Source organism: Candidatus Zixiibacteriota bacterium (genome assembly GCA_021159005.1).
GTDB lineage: Bacteria > Zixibacteria > MSB-5A5 > UBA10806 > 4484-95 > JAGGSN01.
In genome coordinates this window covers 1-19728 of sequence record JAGGSN010000229.1, presented here as the reverse complement: position 1 = coordinate 19728, position 19728 = coordinate 1, and the positions used below count along the sequence as shown (strand labels likewise).

The 19728-nt window shown below is 39.5% G+C and carries 13 protein-coding genes; 10 read left to right on the top strand and 3 right to left on the bottom strand.

Features of this window, described 5'->3' with window-relative positions:
* The first annotated feature begins 254 nt into the window (after positions 1 to 254).
* Entirely contained in the window at positions 255 to 1679 is a 1425-nt protein-coding gene (locus J7K40_15135; GenBank protein ID MCD6163733.1) for a TolC family protein, read from the top strand.
* A gap of 10 nt (positions 1680 to 1689) precedes the next feature.
* The gene (locus J7K40_15130; protein ID MCD6163732.1) at positions 1690 to 4788 is read left to right on the top strand and encodes an efflux RND transporter permease subunit; all 3099 of its coding nucleotides are present in this window, start codon (positions 1690 to 1692) and stop codon (positions 4786 to 4788) included.
* Positions 4789 to 5029: 241 nt separating this feature from the next.
* On the opposite strand, the gene J7K40_15125 is transcribed toward J7K40_15130, so the two are convergent.
* The 3 genes from J7K40_15125 to typA all read right to left on the bottom strand — a co-directional run bounded on the left by J7K40_15125 (position 5030) and on the right by typA (position 9240).
* Positions 5030 to 5308, bottom strand: coding sequence for an RNA-binding protein (locus tag J7K40_15125; GenBank protein ID MCD6163731.1), 279 nt, complete (start codon positions 5306 to 5308; stop codon positions 5030 to 5032).
* A 285-nt stretch (positions 5309 to 5593) separates the two neighbouring features.
* Entirely contained in the window at positions 5594 to 7159 is a 1566-nt protein-coding gene (locus J7K40_15120) for a DEAD/DEAH box helicase (GenBank protein MCD6163730.1), read from the bottom strand.
* A gap of 167 nt (positions 7160 to 7326) precedes the next feature.
* Positions 7327 to 9240 carry a translational GTPase TypA gene (gene typA, locus J7K40_15115; protein MCD6163729.1) on the bottom strand — a complete coding sequence of 638 codons (1914 nt, stop codon included), beginning with the start codon at positions 9238 to 9240 and terminating at the stop codon, positions 7327 to 7329.
* A 1691-nt stretch (positions 9241 to 10931) separates the two neighbouring features.
* On the opposite strand from typA, the gene J7K40_15110 reads away from it, so the two are divergent.
* The 8 genes from J7K40_15110 to J7K40_15075 form a co-directional block, all read left to right on the top strand.
* The gene (locus J7K40_15110; protein MCD6163728.1) at positions 10932 to 11141 is read left to right on the top strand and encodes a hypothetical protein; all 210 of its coding nucleotides are present in this window, start codon (positions 10932 to 10934) and stop codon (positions 11139 to 11141) included.
* Complete coding sequence (locus J7K40_15105) at positions 11134 to 11310, top strand: response regulator transcription factor (GenBank protein MCD6163727.1); 177 nt, start codon at positions 11134 to 11136, stop codon at positions 11308 to 11310. The genes J7K40_15110 and J7K40_15105 overlap by 8 nt, the downstream gene beginning before the upstream one ends.
* Positions 11311 to 11781, top strand: a complete 471-nt coding sequence (locus J7K40_15100) for a response regulator transcription factor (protein ID MCD6163726.1) — start codon at positions 11311 to 11313, stop codon at positions 11779 to 11781.
* A 149-nt stretch (positions 11782 to 11930) separates the two neighbouring features.
* A complete protein-coding gene (locus J7K40_15095) occupies positions 11931 to 12167 on the top strand; it encodes an ammonium transporter (GenBank protein MCD6163725.1) in 237 nt (78 codons plus the stop codon).
* Positions 12168 to 12641: 474 nt separating this feature from the next.
* The gene (locus J7K40_15090; GenBank protein ID MCD6163724.1) at positions 12642 to 14429 is read left to right on the top strand and encodes a T9SS type A sorting domain-containing protein; all 1788 of its coding nucleotides are present in this window, start codon (positions 12642 to 12644) and stop codon (positions 14427 to 14429) included.
* A 10-nt stretch (positions 14430 to 14439) separates the two neighbouring features.
* The gene (locus tag J7K40_15085) at positions 14440 to 16467 is read left to right on the top strand and encodes a hypothetical protein (protein MCD6163723.1); all 2028 of its coding nucleotides are present in this window, start codon (positions 14440 to 14442) and stop codon (positions 16465 to 16467) included.
* A gap of 24 nt (positions 16468 to 16491) precedes the next feature.
* Positions 16492 to 18171 carry a T9SS type A sorting domain-containing protein gene (locus J7K40_15080; GenBank protein ID MCD6163722.1) on the top strand — a complete coding sequence of 560 codons (1680 nt, stop codon included), beginning with the start codon at positions 16492 to 16494 and terminating at the stop codon, positions 18169 to 18171.
* A gap of 17 nt (positions 18172 to 18188) precedes the next feature.
* Positions 18189 to 19728: hypothetical protein (locus tag J7K40_15075; GenBank protein ID MCD6163721.1), on the top strand; the 1540-nt coding region annotated here is incomplete at its 3' end.

Below are 19728 nucleotides of genomic sequence, written 5' to 3'. Positions count from 1 at the left end.
CAACTTGTATTAGAACGATTGTTTTCAACTTTTTATCCGCCCGTTGGCAGTGGTTCTTAATCGTTTTCAGGCAAGCGCAGCGCCCGCTTTTCCCCATACTACAACTCCAATCATTAGGTTGCATGCAATATGAGGCAATTCGCTTTATTATAACGTAAATAAATAGTTGAAAGTTGCTGGATTTAGAAGTTATAATATAATGATAATATATGAATTGTAAATACTAACTTGTTAATGGGGATGGAGGATTCGAAATGAAAACACTTGTTATAATGGTTATATTAATTTTATGTTGTGTACAGATAGGAATTTCCCAAACAATTTCTTTAGACGAATTTTTAGATATTGCCCAACAAAACCATCCATTTTTTGAAAAAGAATCATTATCTGTAAACATCAATATTGAAACACAGAAAAGATATCTTGGAGATAAAGACTGGGTAGTTGAGTCATCGCCATTCATTTCTTATGATGATAAAAGCGATATAATCAGTTCTACATACGATAAGCTAAGCCAAGTTCAACTGAATGGTTCACTACAAAAAAAATTCTGGAGCACTGGCGGAAAATTTTCAGTATCGTATTTCTCATCTTATATAGATCAAGATAATAGAACAGCTTTTTCCGGTGTGCCATTTAAACTATTTAAGCAGCAGCTGTCATTGACGTACTCTCATCCCCTGCTAAAAAACCGAGGAGGAATACTCGACCGACTTGATTATGATTTAGCTGCTTATGCAATTGATTTCAGCGAACTTCAATCAAAAGAGAATCAGGAAACTTTCCTTCTTAATATGGGAATCAGTTTTCTTGATTGGGTTTTTTTTGATAGGCAACTTCTTATTAATAGGGAAAGGTTGGAATTAGCGGAAAAGGAGTTGAAAACATCAAGAGAGAAGTACAATGCCCGCCTAATTGATAAAGTAGATGTTTTGAGACAGGAAGATGCACAAAGAATTGCCGAACAAAATGTAGTTTTTGCCCAATCACAATGGCTGGCCAAACAGACAGAATTGGCTGTTCTTGTTCCGGCCTCGAAAATTCACGAATCCAAACCGCAGTTTGACATATATAGATTGGTTGAACTTGATAATATTGAGGAAACTATAAGTCGATTGAATGATGAATCTCGGATTATGAAGGCGTTTGAAGTAATTGAAAACCAACTTAATTTGAAAATTGAGGGCTTTATCAATCAGGGGAAAGCTCAACTTGATTTTAATCTCAGCTCGGCCTTAATCGAAGATGATGAAAGCTATGGTAAATCTTATGGGATAGATAATCCAAACTTATATGCTGGATTTAAGTTTACATATCCGCTGGGCAGCCGCACATCAAAATCCAATGTTAAAAGGGCCAAAATAGAAATGATGCAATTAAAGGCGGACAGACAAAATACTTTTATTGAACTGGAATCTTCTATTCGGGGTTTATTAATTCAGATTGGAGAATTGGAAAAAGTATTGGAGCTTAATCAAAATCAGATAGAATCTGCCAGAGAGAGGACAGCCGAGGAGCTAAAAGTTTATAAGCAAGGCCGCGGTGATATGACATTTGTAATACAAAGCCAGGATAATGAAGCAAATGCCCGTTTGACATATCTGAAAAATGCTGTTAGTTATCATAAACTTGTATTACAATATAAATCCCTTCTCGATCAATTGCTTAAGTCTGAATAAGGAGAATACAATGCATTCATTTTTTAAGTTTTTTGCCAGCCGTCATAAAATTGCTAATCTCTTTACTGTCGGTGTAATAATTCTTGGGCTATATTCTCTTACATATATTCAACGTGATAGACGTCCTCAGGTTGATTTTGGGCAAATGGTGATAACTACCAGGTGCCCCGGGGCTTCTTCTGAGGATGTCGAGTTAAACGTAACCAATAAAATTGAAGAACAGCTCAAAAGTGTAACCGGAATCGAAGATATTGTTTCCTTTTCGATGGAGAATATATCGACAATTCAGGTTAATATTGATCCGGATGCCAGTAATCAGGATGAAGTTAAATTGGAAATTAGAGAGGCTGTAGGGCGGGTAACGGATTTGCCTGAAGAAGTTGATGATTTACCTTTTGTGAAAGATATCAAATCATCAATTATGCCAGTTCTTGAAATAGGTATCATAGGGGATATATCTTATAAAGAAAAACGCTCTATTGTTGATCGTCTGCAGAAAAAACTGGAAGAACTGCCGGGTGTATCCTCTGTTGAAAAATATGGCTACCGAGCGCGTGAAATTAAAATCGAAGTCAAGCCAAATGCTCTTGAAGAGTATCAAATTTCACTCGGAGAAATTATTGGTGCCATTCAAAATCAAAACATACGTTCAACCGCTGGCACTTTTGAATCGTACACTAGTGAAAAAAATGTCGTTACACTTGCCCAATTTGGTAATCCTCTTGATGTGGGCGATGTTATCATTAGATCAACATTTGAAGGTTTGCATGTTAAAGTTAAAGATTTGGCAATTATTAGAGACGGTTTTGAAGAAGAGACTGTTATTTCCCGCGTGAACGCCAAACCTGCTTTATCCCTTTTGGTAAACAAAAAAGAGAATGCGGATATTATTCGGACCGTTGATGCTATTAAAAAGACTTTAACCAAGGAGCAAAAATACTTATCAGATGACGTCAGTTTCCATTATGCCAACGATGCCTCATATCGGGTTCGAAGTAGAATGGATGTTGTTCTTTCAAATGCTCTTATGGGCTTAATTCTGGTTATCATGGTTCTCACCGTATTTCTACAGTTTCGCACTGCTTTATGGGTAGCTCTCAGCATCCCGGTTGTCCTGTTGGGAGTTGTTTTCCTATTGCCATTTTTTAACGAACTTCTAAGCTCTGTTGCTCTTGCTGCGATGGTTTTAATATTGGGTATTATTGTTGATGATGGCATTGTAATAGCAGAAAATATCCATCGTCACAGAGAAAAAGGGAAATCTCCCTTGGCGGCGGCGACGGATGGTATTCGAGAAGTATATGCGCCGGTTGTAACAACTATTCTCACAACGTCGCTTGCATTTATTCCTATGTTCTTCATCTCCGGACGGATGGGCAAATTTATCTATGTCATCCCTTTGGTAGTTTCTCTGGCTTTATTTGTCTCGTTAGTTGAGGTAACAATAGCTCTTCCGGCACACATTGCCGGAGGATTAAAGCGAAATTCCGCGGGAAAATCTTCAACTAGTAGAAATTGGTTTAAACCATTGCAGAATTTATTTAAAATTGTCATCTACTATGTGCTAAAAGTGCGCTATCTGTTTGTTTTACTTTTTGTTCTTCTTTTTGCATTTTCTATAAGATATGCAGTCAAAAATATGGATTTTGTTTTATTCCCCAGCGGCAATGCGGATGAATTAAACGTGCAAATTGAGACGCCAGTTGGCACTTCTTTGGAGGCTACTTCCGAAAAAACAGCGGAAGTTGAAAATCTTATTGATTCGCTTTTGGGGGATGAACTTGTTTCATCAATAACCCGAGTAGGCAGAGGGGGAAGTTTTGCCAACGTGGAAGTTGAGAATATGGCACAAATTGCTCTTATTTTAACACCAACTACCGAACGCGATAGAAGCGGTTTAGAAATTGTAAAGGAATTGCGTCAGAAAAGTAAAAAGTTGGAGGGATTTAATAAGATTACATTTGCTGTAAAATCTGTAGGTTTTGCCCTTGCTGGTAAGCCGGTATCGCTAAGAATTATCGGTTCGGATGACATTATGAGAAAAGAATTGGCAGACTCTATAGAAGTTATTATGACGAATACTAATGGAGTAAAAGATATTGAGAGAGATGATAAATCGGGCAAAGAACAAATTGAAATCGTTATAAATAAGGAAAAAGCAGCGAAAGCTGAATTGACTGTAGCAAACATTGCTCAAAATATTCGGATAGCCTATGATGGACAGATAGTAACATCTGTAAGATATGGCGAAGAGGATGTTAATTTTAGAGTTTCACTTCAAGCAAAGGCGCGTAAAAATTTGAATTATTTATCCGATTTGTTAATCCCCAATAAGAAAGGGCGGCTTATCCCGCTTGGGGAGGTGGCGGTATTTAAAATCAGCCCCGGACCTTTGAACCTCTATCATTATAACGGCGAGAGAGCTGTAACAATTACTGCCAGCGTGAATCAAGATATAATATCCCCGATGGCAGCCACCAAGGAGATAATTAGTAAAATTAATCTCGAAAATGACTGGCGGGGTATGCATATTCTAACGGGAGGTGAATCGAAGGAATCGAAGTCATCAATGATTGACCTTTTTATTGCATTAACCTTAGCAGTGATTGGTATCTATTTCATGCTCATAATATTGTTCGACTCATTTTCGCAGCCATTTATCGTTTTGTTAGCCATTCCTTTCGGGTTGGTTGGAGTTATTGGAGCGTTTGTTTTACACAATCAAACACTTAGTTTTGTGGGAATGTTAGGAGTTATAGGACTTGCGGGTGTTGTAGTAAATGATTCATTATTACTGGTGAATCATCTAAATAAACTAAGAAAAGATGCGGGAAATTTGAATATGTTGCAGATTGTAATTGAAGGTACAACAAATCGTCTTCGAGCAATTTTAATAACTACTTTTACAACTGTGGCCAGCCTGCTGCCTTTGGCTTATGGAATTGGCGGTTCAGATGAAATGATGACACCAATGGCTTTGGCATTAGGGTATGGGCTTTTGTTTGCCACTTTTCTGACACTTGGCTTGGTGCCATGTTTTTATATGATAGGACAAGATATTGGGAAATTATTTAAAAAAATAAAAACACCTATCGCAAATGGCGGTTGAAAAATATACCAAGTGGCGGCCGAAAGATATACTGCTCTGTGGATAACTTATGACTGCTTAATATTTGCTTATTCTCAATAAAGAAGGTAGGCACTGTACTGTCTTCTCTTATCCGGAAAACACTATAGCCATCCCGTTTGTATTTACATACTGCCCCGAGAGGCTTTTTCATATTATTGTGTTGTTGGCGTAAAAAAAGGCGGTTGGAGACCGCCTTCTTGATTATTATCGTCAAATCAGCTTAGTATCTCGAGCTGCCCCTGCCCCGATTGTCTCTTCTATTATCATTTTTCGGGCGAGCTTCATTGACTTTTAAAGTACGTCCTTCAAATTCGGTTTCGTTTAAAGCTTCCATGGCTTTTTCGGCGCTGGTCGTGTCTGTCATCTCGACAAAACCAAAACCTTTACCATCGATTACTCTGACATCTTTAACTTCTCCATGATTGGAAAAAAGGTCTTTTAATTGACTTTCAGTTACCGAATAACTGAGATTTCCTACGTAAAGATTGTTACCTTGCATTCTTCTTTTCCCATTTTGTTTGGTACATCGTTTAATTTCTATTCTTAAAGAGAAGGATGCAAAACAGCTATTCGATTCTCATCTAAAAATACATACTTAAACAAAGACACATACGTTAATTAAATTGGTTTCCGTAAATTTGGTCGATTCGTATAAATCCTCCTTTATTGAGTTTCACATAAACATTATATCGGCCAAATCCCATAATCCATTATACACTAACCAAAATTAAAAGCAATAAGTTACTTCATTATATATAATCAAATTTTAGGCATAAGCAGAATTTTACTTGCGCTTGGCACGTTTTTTCCGCCTGGAGCTTTGACCACCTGCAGATTTCTTTTTAGCAGACCAGCTTTTTTTATAGTTTGCCCAGAAATGATTTTCATTATTGGAATCCTTATGATTGAAATCAGTCGGTCGTGAGTTTTGATGTTTTGAATTTTTACGTTTTGATTCTTGCTGATTCGAATCTTTTCTTTTGGAATCCTTCTGTTCCGAATCAATCCGCTTCGTAGCAAATTTTTCAGGATCACTGTTTTTGAAGCCCTGATGTTTTGATGAGGGATATTTTGAGGATTTTCGTCTCGATGGTTTTTCATCTTTTGAAGGTTCGCTATTTACATTCAATTGATGGGCTTCTTTCAGAAAGATATTTTCGGATGGCAGGGTCGGCAGAACCGAAACCGCCAATTTGGTTTTCATAAATCTTTCGATATTTCTGATTGATCCTTTTTGATCGGTAGTGGCAAAAGAAACAGCATGTCCGGCTTTTCCGGCGCGACCGGTGCGACCGATACGATGCACATAATCTTCTGAGTTGGCCGGCATATCGTAGTTGATCACCAGTTCAATTCCGGAGACATCGATTCCGCGTGAGGCAATATCGGTTGCTACGAGAATCTGATACCTTCCCCTTTTAAATCCTTCCAAAGCATTTCGCCTTTGTTCCAAACTTCGATTGGAATGAATTTCAGCTGCCGCAAAACCCATATTTTTTACTTTAATGGTTAATTTACTTGCCATTCGTTTTGTTCGAGTAAAAACCAGCACCGGACCGGAACACTGTTTAAGCTGAACCGCTAAAAGACGTTTTTTATCCTGGCTATTGATGAAAAACATTTCGTGACTAACCTCGGCAGGGGTAGTACCGGAACGATTAGTTTCAATGCGGGTCGGATCATTCATAAGTTTCTCGGCAATTGCTTCAATTTCTTTCGGCATGGTTGCTGCAAAAAGCATCGTTTGACGTGTATCGGGAATTGATTTCATTATTTTTTTAATGTCAGGAATAAATCCCATATCGAGCATCCGGTCGGCTTCATCTAATATAAAAACCTCAATATTATCAAGATTGACTGTTTTTCTTTTGATATGATCCATAAGTCGTCCGGGGGTGGCAATAAGAATACGCGGATTCTTTTTAAGAGTATTCCGCTGCAAAGACATCGAGGCTCCCCCAATCAAAACTGCCGAACGCAAATTTACTGAGCGGCTAAAAGCTTGAAGCGATTTATCCACCTGAATTGCCAGCTCACGAGTCGGAACTAAAACAAGCCCGGCGCCATTTTTCATTTTTGATAAACGCTGCAGCATAGGAATTCCAAATGCCAGAGTTTTGCCGGAACCAGTCTGGGCAATAGCGATAATATCCTCACCGCGAATGCCAGCCGGTATCGATTCCTTTTGAATAGGAGTCGGATTTTTAAAGTTAAGTTTACCTATCTCTTTTATTAAACTTGGGGCAATACCCAAATCATCAAATTCGTTGTCCGATTGTTGCGTTGTTTTGTTACTTCCGCTGCTATCGCATTCTAAGGCAGTATCAAGCAATTGTTGGTTTAAGTTCAAATCGTCCTCTCTAAAGTGTAAAATTAAGTGGGGGTAATAAGCCGTTAAGGCAATAAACCGTTAATTCGATAATTATCAAGGGAATAGAATAAACAGGGATAATCATCTAATGTTATAAAAAAAGTCAGGATATATTCTGACTTTTTTCTATATAATTTGCAAATCAATTATGCGGTAACTCTTGGTTGTGGCACATTACGGCTTTCATCTAAGGCGGGCTGTTTTTTCTCGGCGCGTTTTCGTTTATCTATATCCAAAATTGCTTTTCTAATCCGAATAGATTTTGGAGTTACTTCAGCCAGTTCATCATCTCTGATCCATTCCATTGCTTCCTCTAAAGTCATCTTGCGGGGAACATTAAGTCTGACACTTATATCTTTTGTTGATGACCGATGGTTGGTCAGATTTTTCCGTTTGGTTGGGTTGCAAGTCATATCTCTGGTTCTTGAATTTTCGCCAACAATCTGACCGTTATAGATTTTTTCTGCCGGATCAATAAAAATGACCGACCGCTGTTGAAGCCCTTCTATGGCATAGGCAGTGGCATAACCCGTTTCGATACTAACGACAGAACCTTTGTTTCTTGATACAATATCGCCGCACCATGGACCATAGCCGACAAAACGGGATGCCATAATTCCAAGGCCGCGTGTGTCGGTTAAAAACTCCGATCTGTATCCGATCAAGCCGCGCGTAGGGATATTAAATTCGATGCGAATAGTATTCGTACCGGCATTTTCAACGAATATCAACTCGCCTTTACGTTTGGCAAGTTTTTCTATGATGATTCCCTGATGTTCTTCGGGAATATTTATAATAAGCTGTTCCATAGGTTCCAAAACATTACCGTTTTCATCAAGATGTGTGATGACTTCCGGACGGGAAAAACAGAATTCAAGTCCTTCACGCCGCATTTCTTCAATTAAGATAGCTAAATGAAGTTCGCCGCGTCCTGAAACTTTCACACCATCCGAGCGGCCGATATCTTCCATTCTAAGAGCAACATTCACGCGAAGTTCTCTTTCGAGCCGTTCTTTTAACTGGCGGAGCATAATAGCCTTGCCATCCTGTCCTGAGAATGGTCCGTTGTTGACTAAGAAAAACATTGAAAGAGTAGGTTCTTCGATTTCAAGAGGTTTTAGCGCTTCGTTGATATCTTCACTTTTGGTAAATGTATCGCCAATGCCAATCTCCGGAGGTCCGGCTAACCAAACAATATTGCCGGCAGAAATTGCATCGGTTCCAACCCGTGTCAAACCGTGAGTAATCCACATGTGAGTACACTTTGCTTTTGAAGAAGAATCCAATTCCCAGCCTTTATCTTGAGCCAACGGGTCATTCAGCTTTGTAACTAATCGGCTAATAATTTCACCTTTCCTTAAAGTGCCTCGGAGCACCCGCCCACAACCAATTTGGCCGATATAATCATTCCAATCAAGAGAACTGACTTGCATTAAAAAATCACCATCCTGATTGACTTGAGGAGGAGAAACTTCGTCAATGATTGTCTGAAAGAGGGCATCCATTCCTTTATGCTCCTCATTGTTCAAATCATTGACAAACCATCCATCAAGGCCGGAACCAAAAAGTACCGGGAATTGAGCCTGCTCATCGGTGGCGCCTAATTCTATAAAGAGGTCAAATGTTTTATTCAGGGCATAATCCGGGCGAGCGTTCGGACGGTCGACTTTATTGATAACGACAATCGGGCGAAGTCCGAGCTTTAAGGCGCGCATAAGCACATAACGGGTCTGAGGCATCGGCCCTTCGTTGGCATCAACTAACAAAAGAACCGAGTCAACCATAGAGAGTACCCGTTCTACTTCGCCGGAGAAATCAGCATGACCGGGAGTATCTATAATATTTATCAGGTAATCATTCCATGATACGGTGCAGTGTTTTGAACGAATAGTTATACCGCGTTCACGTTCTAATACATTGTTGTCCATGAGCCGTTCGGCAACTTCTTGGTTTTTGCGGAAAGTCTGTGTTGCTTTAAATACAGAATCTATAAGTGTAGTTTTGCCGTGATCAATATGTGCAACAATAGCGAGATTTCGGATGCGAGCAATGTCAGTCATTAGTAAAAGCACCTTTCATTGGCAGAAATATCTGCGAAGTAACATTTTTCAAAAACATCTACAGATTAAACTTTCAGGGAATAATCACGCAGAAAAAACCCGAACAGATATTTGGCTGTCCGGGAAAACACAAAAACCACACAATAATAATATTAAATATCATTTTGTCAACAAACATTTTTGCGCCGGGTGGTCTACTATTTTATGGCAGGACCATAGAACCATCCCCTGTTGGGATATTTATGAACTTATTTGAAGACGAAAAATAGCTCTGTCTTTCAGCGGGGTCAAGCTTTATACTGGGCCAAAGAGGCTCGAACTCTAAATTTGTGTTGCAGGACATAGACTTACAGCTACTGGATTCAAGCTGGAATAGCTTTCGAGTTGGTTTTACATCACCATTCAACCATCGTTATCGTATTATTGACGCGGCAATAAAAAAGGGCAATCCACAGACCGCCCTATAGTTTAGCCTTATTGTTTTGTTGTTTACTTGCCGCCACCTAACGGTAAAACTTTACTCATTATCTGAAGCGTTTCGCAGTTCGGTCAACCATCAGGCGAATCATTAGGTATTTGCCAAGCCGGCTAAACACCCTATATCTTTGTTCCCATGAATCTCCGGGCAAAGTTTTACCATCAACCATAGATGTAACCGGTTCGCAATTGGGTTAGCCATATAGCGTTGACTACTTGCATGGTTGGCTTCAATGTCGTCCTGATGTTCAACTAATGGGAATAGGAGTGCTACTTATCTTGCTTATCCTGCTTATCCTGCTTATCCCGCTTCTTTTTTGATTTTTGTTCCCGTTTGTTTTTTTTCTGTTTTTGACTCTTATTCTTATCCTTTTTCCCGCCTTTGTCTCCCATGGTATGACTCCTTTCGGTTTGGCATTTAGCGTCTCGCGTGAGGGGTGCAGCTGCATCACCAATTCCAAGACTGCCTGTCTTCATTATGCTGAAGGCTAAAATAACATTATACAGCACTCTTTCATATTATCGTAACGTGTCAGACAATCAATGTCAACAAGAATCAAAGGAAAAAACTGTCCATATCCAATCATTCTGCGTTGATCAATCTTTGGAGAATATTTATTTCCTTTGTGCTTTTAAGCCATTTAATATTCATGCCTTTGCCGTAAACGGTGAGTGAAAAGTATATCAAGAGGGGTCGATTTTACAGCATGATATTCTAATCTGCGTTTTATATCAGATGTTTGACCGGCATATTGCTTTCCGCTTGTTAGGTAATTTTGTTAGAAAATTGTTAGAAAGCGATGTATTTTAAAGAGGAATAAGTCATCTACGCACTTTACTTATTATGGAGTGGTTTTCCATATCGGCAATATCCCTTAAATGGAATGATAAAGTGTTCGTAAAGCAGTCTGGCCATTTCCGATACTAATCGCAGCAAAGTCTCGCTGATGTGTCGATATTCTGCTTTTACTTGCGCAAATACCTATGCAGTATTGTATTTCTACAATGGAATACAATGAAAAGCCACTGGACACAGATAAGACAAACGGTTTGTCATCTAACGCTAATAACGAGCAGCAGGAAATCGATAGCCGTATTTGAGCTTATCAAATACAGCTTCGCCGCCTAACCTCTGAATTATCTCTGGCAGAAGCGCGTGAACGACGAGAGATTGCTTCCGATTTACATGATCATACTGGCAGAGAAATGGAATCGTGATTGTCGTGAGTGATGATGGCCGAGGATTTAATACGACTTCATTTGAAAATAGTCTATCTGCAGATTGCTGTTTTGGACTATTTAGCATTCGCGAGCGCTTATCATACATAGGCGGTTCACTCAATATCGATTCGACGCCCGGACAAGGAACTCGAATATCGATTTCTACTCCATATAAAACAACAACCGAGATTGAGTATGATTAGAATCCTGCTGGCAGATGACCACAAGCTGCTGATTGACGGGCTTCGTCCTCTATTGGAAGGACAAGGGAATATTAAAGTGGTTGGAGTAGCCAAAGATGGATTGGAGGCTGTAAACCTTGCCGCGAGACATAAACCCAATATTATCCTTCCTGACATTTCAATGCCTTGATTGAACGGAATAGACTCTGCCCGAAAAATAATTGATGAAACACCTGACACGAAAATTATAATGCTCTCAATGCATGCCGATCGGAAATTTATCCAGGAGTCATTACGTGTCGGAGCATGTGGATACATACTCAAAGAGTCGGCTGTCCGGGAAGTCATAGAAGCTATCGATGTGGTCTGGAAGGGAGAGTTGTTTTTCAGTAAATCTGTACGCAGTCAAGTGCTCCGCGACTATGTCGAATGGATGCGCGAAGGCAGTAGTTTATCCTGTTCGCCGCTGAGCGGGAGAGAACGTGAGGTTCTCCAGCTTCTCGCCGAGGGCAAGTCCACTAAGGATATAGCGGGAATGCTATACATAAGTGTGAAAACTGTAGAGAGCTATCGAAAGCAGATTATGGATAAACTTAGCCTGCACAGTATTGCCGAACTGACCAAATACGCTATTCGCGAAGGACTTGCCAAATTAGATTAGAGAATGGGTTGAGATAACTCAATATACCTGCCGTCTCATTGCTTATCTGTAAGGGATTTCGAAGTCAATAATCAGGAAATACCCTATTTTCAAATTGCCTGTTGTCGAATATATTATTTCCATTTGGGTTTTGAGTAAGGATGAAAAATATGTTTGATTCTGGCAATACCGGTTTTATGCTTGTGGCTACAAGTCCGGTCATGCTAATGACACCGGGTCTGGCGTTTTTCTATGGCGGTTTGTTGGGGCGTAAGAACGTGCTCTCTATCATGATTCAGAGCTTCGTTTCAATGGGAGCAACAACAATTCTATGGTATGCAGTTGGTTTTTCGCTTTGTTTCAGCGGCGGCGAAGGCGGAAATCTCTTATCTCCAAACGGGAGTTAGTTTTTAACCTGTCGCCAAATGACGAGAAGACTACTTTTATGGACGGCTCGAGTTAGAGCTCGGGGGCCGCTGTTTTCCAAGTTAGTTATTGCTGCCTTTCAAATTCCTGTTATAATTTTTAAAATCTTCCATGCTAAATCCGGTTATTACTTGAAGTATGTCATGCATTAAAAATAGAAAATAGTTATACATACAAATCTGTATAATGCACCACAGAGAGGGTTTTGCACCCGACGGATGAACAGTTTCCAAGTCATGAAGCTCTGCACAACTTTTATCCCTCAGGATGGAAATCCGCCCAAGCGGATGACATCCCGAGGGTGCCTTTGGTATCTGGATGTCGCAAAGCTACTATCCTGATACATTAAAATTTTTGGGCTTAAGTAAAGGCAGCATTTATATTGACAAAAAGGCAATGATGGCTATATTTATTTAAGTAGTTTTATCGCCCATTTATAATCGGGAGCAATTTATATGATGAATAGAATCATCAAAATATTCATGCTAATCGGTGTAATGCTTATAACAGCCACTGCCGCCTACGCCGACTACCACTACGCCAGCCATGACGGCTCGGATGAGCCCCCCTACACCAGCTGGGAGACAGCGGCGCATGTGGTGCAGGATGCCGCCGATGCCGCCAGCCGTGGCGATACGATATATGTAGGCGCCGGAGATTACTATGGGCGCATTTTCCTGCATGATGATTCATTGGCGCTTATCGGTATGGGGATGGACTCCTCGCGAGTGTGGTATGATGAGTTCCCGCGTTCGGTGATAAGCTGCGACTCTATAACTACTATCGTAGATCTTTTTATCGAGCATACCGGCAACTTTAGCAATGCTATCTATGGCGGTATTTATCGCGAATTATATGTTTACAATTGCAGGTTTGAAGGCGGCGGTGTTTTTGGTGCTACTAGAACATTTGTGCAAAATTGCATCTTTAACGGTGAGCAATCAACTGTGCATAATGGTTTCGGTGACACATATTTGTATGTTTCTAATTGCATCATTCAGACTTTTGATGATGCGCCTATACATTCTTTGGCTGATACGAATATTATAATAAATAATATTGCTAAAAGTCAAGGTGCATGGCATGCTGTTGAAATTTGCGCTATAGATGAACTTTCAGAATATGACTATATCGCCAATAATCTTATATTAAGCTATGTAAGTGGTAACGGAATAATAATATCGCCTTCAGGTGAAAATTCAATAATTGTAAACAATACCATAGATACAATTTATGCCCATACATATTGGGAAGTTGATGTAGCCATAGATTTAGAAGGAGATAACGCAATACTCACTGTTTTAAATAATGCCTTAACCGGTGGTGAAGTTGCAGGCATCGGTCTTTTTGGGTCCAACCAGACATTATATGCGAATTATAACAATATCTGGGGAACAGAACATAGTTTTCGAATACTTGGCTTACCTAACTTTATAGATACGACCTATGGTTTTATTCATAAATATCCAATGTTTAACAATCAGGGTGATGATTATCATCTTCAAGCCTTCTCCCCGCTTATAGATGCCGGCGATCCAAACATCCTTGATGTTGACGGGACTCGCTCTGATTTAGGCTGTTATGGCGGACAGGGAGGTGAATCTTATACTTATCTCGACTTACCGCCCCATACTCCCGACAGCCTGTCGGCTAATATAGATCTTGACGACTCAACCATTAATCTTATCTGGCGTTTTATTGGTGAAGCTGATTTCAATCGCTATGAATTATATCGCGACACTTATTCAGGCTTTGAGCCATCGGAGTTTAACCTTATTGCCGAGCTTGACACATCATATTATTTAGATTCCGATTGGACGACGGATCAAGATTATTATTACCGGATAGCCTCGATTGATAATCAGGATAATATCTCAGATTATTCAGAGGAACTGGAGATTAACCTTGTTTCGATATGGGATATGCCGGGAGTTGAGAGGCCCGAGTTTACAGCTATCACCAGCAACTATCCCAATCCTTTTAATTCGCAGACTACCATTGTTTATTATGTCGGTAATATCGGTCCGATACCGGCTCAGATAAATATCGATATCTATGATATCTTAGGCCGCAAGGTGAGATTGTTATTCGATGCAAGAAAGGAGGTTGGAAGTCATAAGATAATTTGGGATGGTAAGGATGATAACGGCAATGCTCTTCCCTCAGGCTTATATTTTGCATCTATCAGCCAATGGAATGAGCGGCGGTTGTCATCGAAAAGGAAGCTATTATTAGTAAAGTAAAGGAGGGTTTGTGAAAACCTTAATATTTAGTATTATCTTGATAATACTTACTGTTTTTTCAAGTATTGCTTTTGCAGATGATCTTCCCGATACGGTATTTCCCTGGGGGGCATATTCAACACATCGAGATTTAGCCGAAAGGGATACATTGAGGGATATTCTTGGCTTCAATGTAATTTATCTTAACATACACGCTGATGATGATAGCAATAGAATTTGTGAAAAAATTGAGGAGAATCATGACGATGGCATGAAAGTGTTTCCCGGGAGATATTTAAGTGATAGCAGTGGATATTCAAATAATATTTTAAAATACTGTGATGCTCGATATGTACAGATTGAGGCGGAGGATATAGAATCTGAAGTGAGGTTTACTTATCATGATGGTCATCAAGAAGGTGATTATTGGGTACATCAAGGCGATTCCAATGATGACCATATTGTTTATGGTTTGGCTTTTCATCAAGAAAATTCAATATATTACAAAAGCGCCTGGCGAATAATGATTGAAATTGATACTGCTAATGTTCCTGAACCTGAAGATACAATTGCTGATTACAAGGTTATAATTGCTGATGCTGAACCTGATCCTGATACAAATATTTACTTAGTATATCCAATAACTGCCGGAATGTTTTCCGATGGTCAGGGTGGATATGTTGATACCGCAATAGTTATTTATTTTGATCCTTATCGACGAGATATTATTGCCGGAGATCCTTATGGCAAAACAAATTTTAAAATTAAGTCCAGGGATAGCACTATTACATTTTATCTGGATTGGTTTAAGGTTCGTGATGATAGAGGTGAAAGACTAATTGAAAATCATGAATTTGATGATAAAATCTTAGACATGGCAGGTTCGGCCTGGGCGGAGAGCTATGTCGCCGGCTGGTATCTTCGCGATGAGCCGGTATATGAGCATTATCGGGCATATCGTCATTACGACAGCCTATTTCAATATACTTCACAGACTCAGCGAGCTGTAACTATATTTTTAACTAGTGATACGGTTGGTTCACCCCAGCAGATGATTAAGGATTTCTTAAAGATATCCCAACCGGAAGTAGTATGGTTGGATAAATATGGTTTCCATGGCGGTCAGTACGTTGTTGGAGGTACTAATAAAACTTATTATACAGAATACACCGGAGGTAAATATAGAGATACAAGTGGATATATTGAACATCGCGGTCAACAATTTGCGCATTACTTTAATGCAGAAGTGGAAAGTTTGGTAAACGCAGCTTGCATAGAAGATGATAATTGCGAAGAATGGTGGATAGTTCCTCAAGCATTTGGCTATATGTATCTTGACGATTCTGAAACAAATTGGTCTGAGGACGAATGGTGGTGGCGACCGGTAACAAAATCGGAACTGTCCTGCAATACATTTATAGGTTTGTGCAACAATGCAAAAGGTGTATTATATTGGAAATATCATCCTTGGTATCGAGATACTGTTTTATATTCTGTCGGTTTGCTTGATACGGGGACAGTTGACAATAAGACGGATATGTGGCATGCAGTGGAAGATATGGCACCCTACATCAACGCGACAGGAAAGTTGTTAAGAGAACTCGAATGGCAGGGTACTTATTACTGTTCATCCTCATCACAAACATTTTCTAACAAGATAGTAAAATCGGTTAGAGGTTATTCCGACACAACCAATCCCGACCTTGGCTGGTTTCATATGGGTGATTTTACCAAGAATGGCGATAAATATTTCATGCTGGTCAACCGCGCCTGCAATATCGACAGCGTAACTCTTGCCCCTGATGTAACCGCCATTGTGGAGATTAACCGCTCATTTTTTAATAACGCAGAGCGGTTGCTGGTTATTGATATTGCAGATTCAATTACCACAGATTGGGCAGCTGTTTCAGAGACTACCTATACAAGTTTATATGATGATAAGCTATACTTCACTACTGTGCTTAAGGCTGGCGAAGGGCGGTTGTTTAAAATAGCAGAGGCTGATAATATGGACTTGGGAAATAATGATAATGTATTATATTTTAATAAGAAGAAGTAATAATCTTTAGCAGGGATTAAATGTATGAAAGCAATTATAATAATAACGCTACTATTAACGACCGGCATAGCCAACGCCGACTACCACTACGCCAGCCATGACGGCTCGGACGAGCCCCCCTACACCAGCTGGGAGACCGGCGCCCACCTGATACAGGATGCCATAGACGCTACCAACCCGCATGATACGCTGTATATAGGCGCGGGGGAATGGTATGAAGTTGCTATTATGGAGTTCTATGATTCTATCGCTGTAGTCGGTCTGGGTTGGGATAGCACTTTTTGGTATACCGATGCTTATCATTTACCGGCAATTAGATTAGGTGATAATTGTTCAGTTGAAAATATTTTATTTCGACATCCCGATTGGCGTTCAATAGAAATGAGTGGCGGGGCAAGCGCGTCAATCAGGAATTGTAAGTTTATCAATTCACATTGGGGAGCATCTGTAAAAGGGGGTACTTCAGAGGTGGTTAATTGCGTTTTCGATAGTTGTGACAAAGCAGTTGATATATTTGATTTTAGCGGTAATTTTCTTATCAGTAATAATCTTATTCTAAACACAACTGGAAATTGGGCACTTTTTATCTACAGCAGTTCTTCGATTATTCAGAATAATATCATTATCCCCGGAGGAGATATCAATGCAATTGAAGGTGGTAATATAATAAGAAATAATGTAATAATTGGCGGTAGAAATGGTATAACTACTTCAAATAGCATTAGATATAATAATGTAACTAAGAATTTATGGCAGAATGGAATAAACGCAACCTTGAATGACACATTATTCAACAACTCTATATCTAATTGTGGAAAAGGTGTTGAATTGTATGATTCAGGTAGTGTTATAAAATTCAACAATTTTTATAATAATCAAGTGGATATAGAAACTTGGGAGTTTGATTTTGATTCAATTGGCAATGTATCCTGTAACCCTTTGTATGTCTCGGATGAAGATGTTCATTTGCAAGCTTTCTCCCCCCTTATAGATGCAGGCGATCCAACCTATTTAGATACGGATGGATCAAGATCTGATATTGGCGCTTATGGTGGAATTTATGGAGAATCGTATGAGTATCTTGATCTACCTCCAGCGGTGCCGGATAGTATTTCAGGGCAATATAATCAGGATACAGTCTATATAAACTGGCGTTTCAATACCGAAGCTGATTTCCGCGGTTATCTTTTATATAAAGACACAATCTCTGGTTTTGAGCCATCCGTATTTAATCAAATAGCTGAGCCTGAGACATCATATTATATCGATACCGATGTTGATAACGAACATAATTACTACTACCGTATCGCATCAGTTGATAACCAGGATAATATATCGGATTACTCAGAAGAACTCGAGATAGCTTTAACCGATATTTGGAATCAATCAGGTGCGGCCTTACCTCGGATTACATCAATCAAAACAAATTACCCGAATCCGTTTAATACATCTACGACTATAGTCTATTCAGTCGCCAATCTTGGACCTATACCGGCAGAGATAAAGATAAGCATATATGATATTACGGGGCGAAAGGTTAGAACATTGTTAGATGAAAGGAGGGATATAGGAGAACACAACGTCATCTGGGATGGCAGGGATGATTATGGTTCTGAATGCTCATCGGGGGTATATTTTGCGAAAATATCTCAATGGAGTTTGGAGCTTTCAGGTAAACCCAAAAAGTTAGTCTTAATCAAGTAATCAAAGGAGGTAAAGGAATGTTAAAAAAGATAATATTGATAATATTTTTACCATTGTTAGCGTCTGCTCAATTAATTGATTCGACGGAGATGCCGTTTGGGGCTTACTCATCGCATTGGGCAAGCACAAGCAGTTATTTTACCGATGAACTATTGGACAGCATGTATTTATCACTCGGTTTCAACCAACATATGTGCGGCGGTTTTAATCATACAGCCAAAAGCAGATTTATTTCTAAAGGGATATATCCTTATCCTTGGAATACTGGTAGTGATACGGCAAATCCTCAGATGATGTATACCAATACTCATTATGTAATCACGCATCCCGAACCTGACAGCAGTCAATATTATAAAACCAAGTTTACGACTGCCCTTGGCGATGATATTGAGCTTGTAGATGCTGAAGGTGATACTTATTATGGCGGCAGCGGGACGATGTTAAACGGTTTGGAGCTTGGGCTTCATAATAAGTATAGTTGGTTTTATCGCAGATTCGATTTCTATCCTATTCTCAAACTCGGCATAGATTCTACCTGGAATGACACAACTGATGTGGTTGGGATATTCAGCATAATAAAACATCCTGATACGCTTAAGTTTGTTGATACGGTTAAGGTTTATGAACTGCCCCATACGTCTGTGTTTCGTGATACCATTCTTGAATTAACCAATGATGATTCTTCTTCTTCAACGTTTAACCAAAACTACTTCTGGGTATTTGATGATAATTCTTCTAAGGGCGGCTGGTTTTATTTTAAGTTTGAGACAACCGGCAACTGCACCGTCTTCGTCGATTATTTTAAGGTTTATGACCAATATGCAGCAGAACTTTTCGCTGGTGATCGAGACTCCGAAATTATAGACTCGACAGGCAATCGTCCGGCATACAAGGATAGTGTATTGGGTTGGTTTTTGAAAGATACCCAGAGTACTACAAATTATCGATCATTCGGGTATATCAATAATCTGATTGATTCAGCGATGACACTTTATGAATGGGATAACCCGGCGTATGGCGCCAGCTGGATTAATTTCGGTTGGGTCAACAGGCTCTATAGAGAACTGGTAAGGTTGGCGCATCCGAAAATCTTTTGGGTATACATTTATCCTATAGATATTGAGACTGAATACACCGGCAATACTGGTAATGGTCTGCAATTTGATTTTAATGATAAATTAGCATCATCATGTGATTCAATAAGGGCCGTATTAACTGATTATAGTTCGACGACTGAAGGCTGGATGTATACACCGCAGTACTGGTTTTGTGATGAAAGTTACGATGGTTGCGCCTATGGTGAACAACGACGTAAGCCGACAAGATCTGAAATTCGTTGTATAACGTTTATCGGTTTGTGTTATCAGCCCAAGGGATTGCTTTTCTGGAAGCTCGATACAGCATATGATAGTACAGAAAGTCATATGGGTAATACTGGTATTATTGATATAAACGGGGACACTGTACCTGGTATGTATGATGCTGTATATTACGATATAAACCCCTACATCAAGGCGATTGATGAATACTATATGCCGTTAGTCTGGGATACTACTT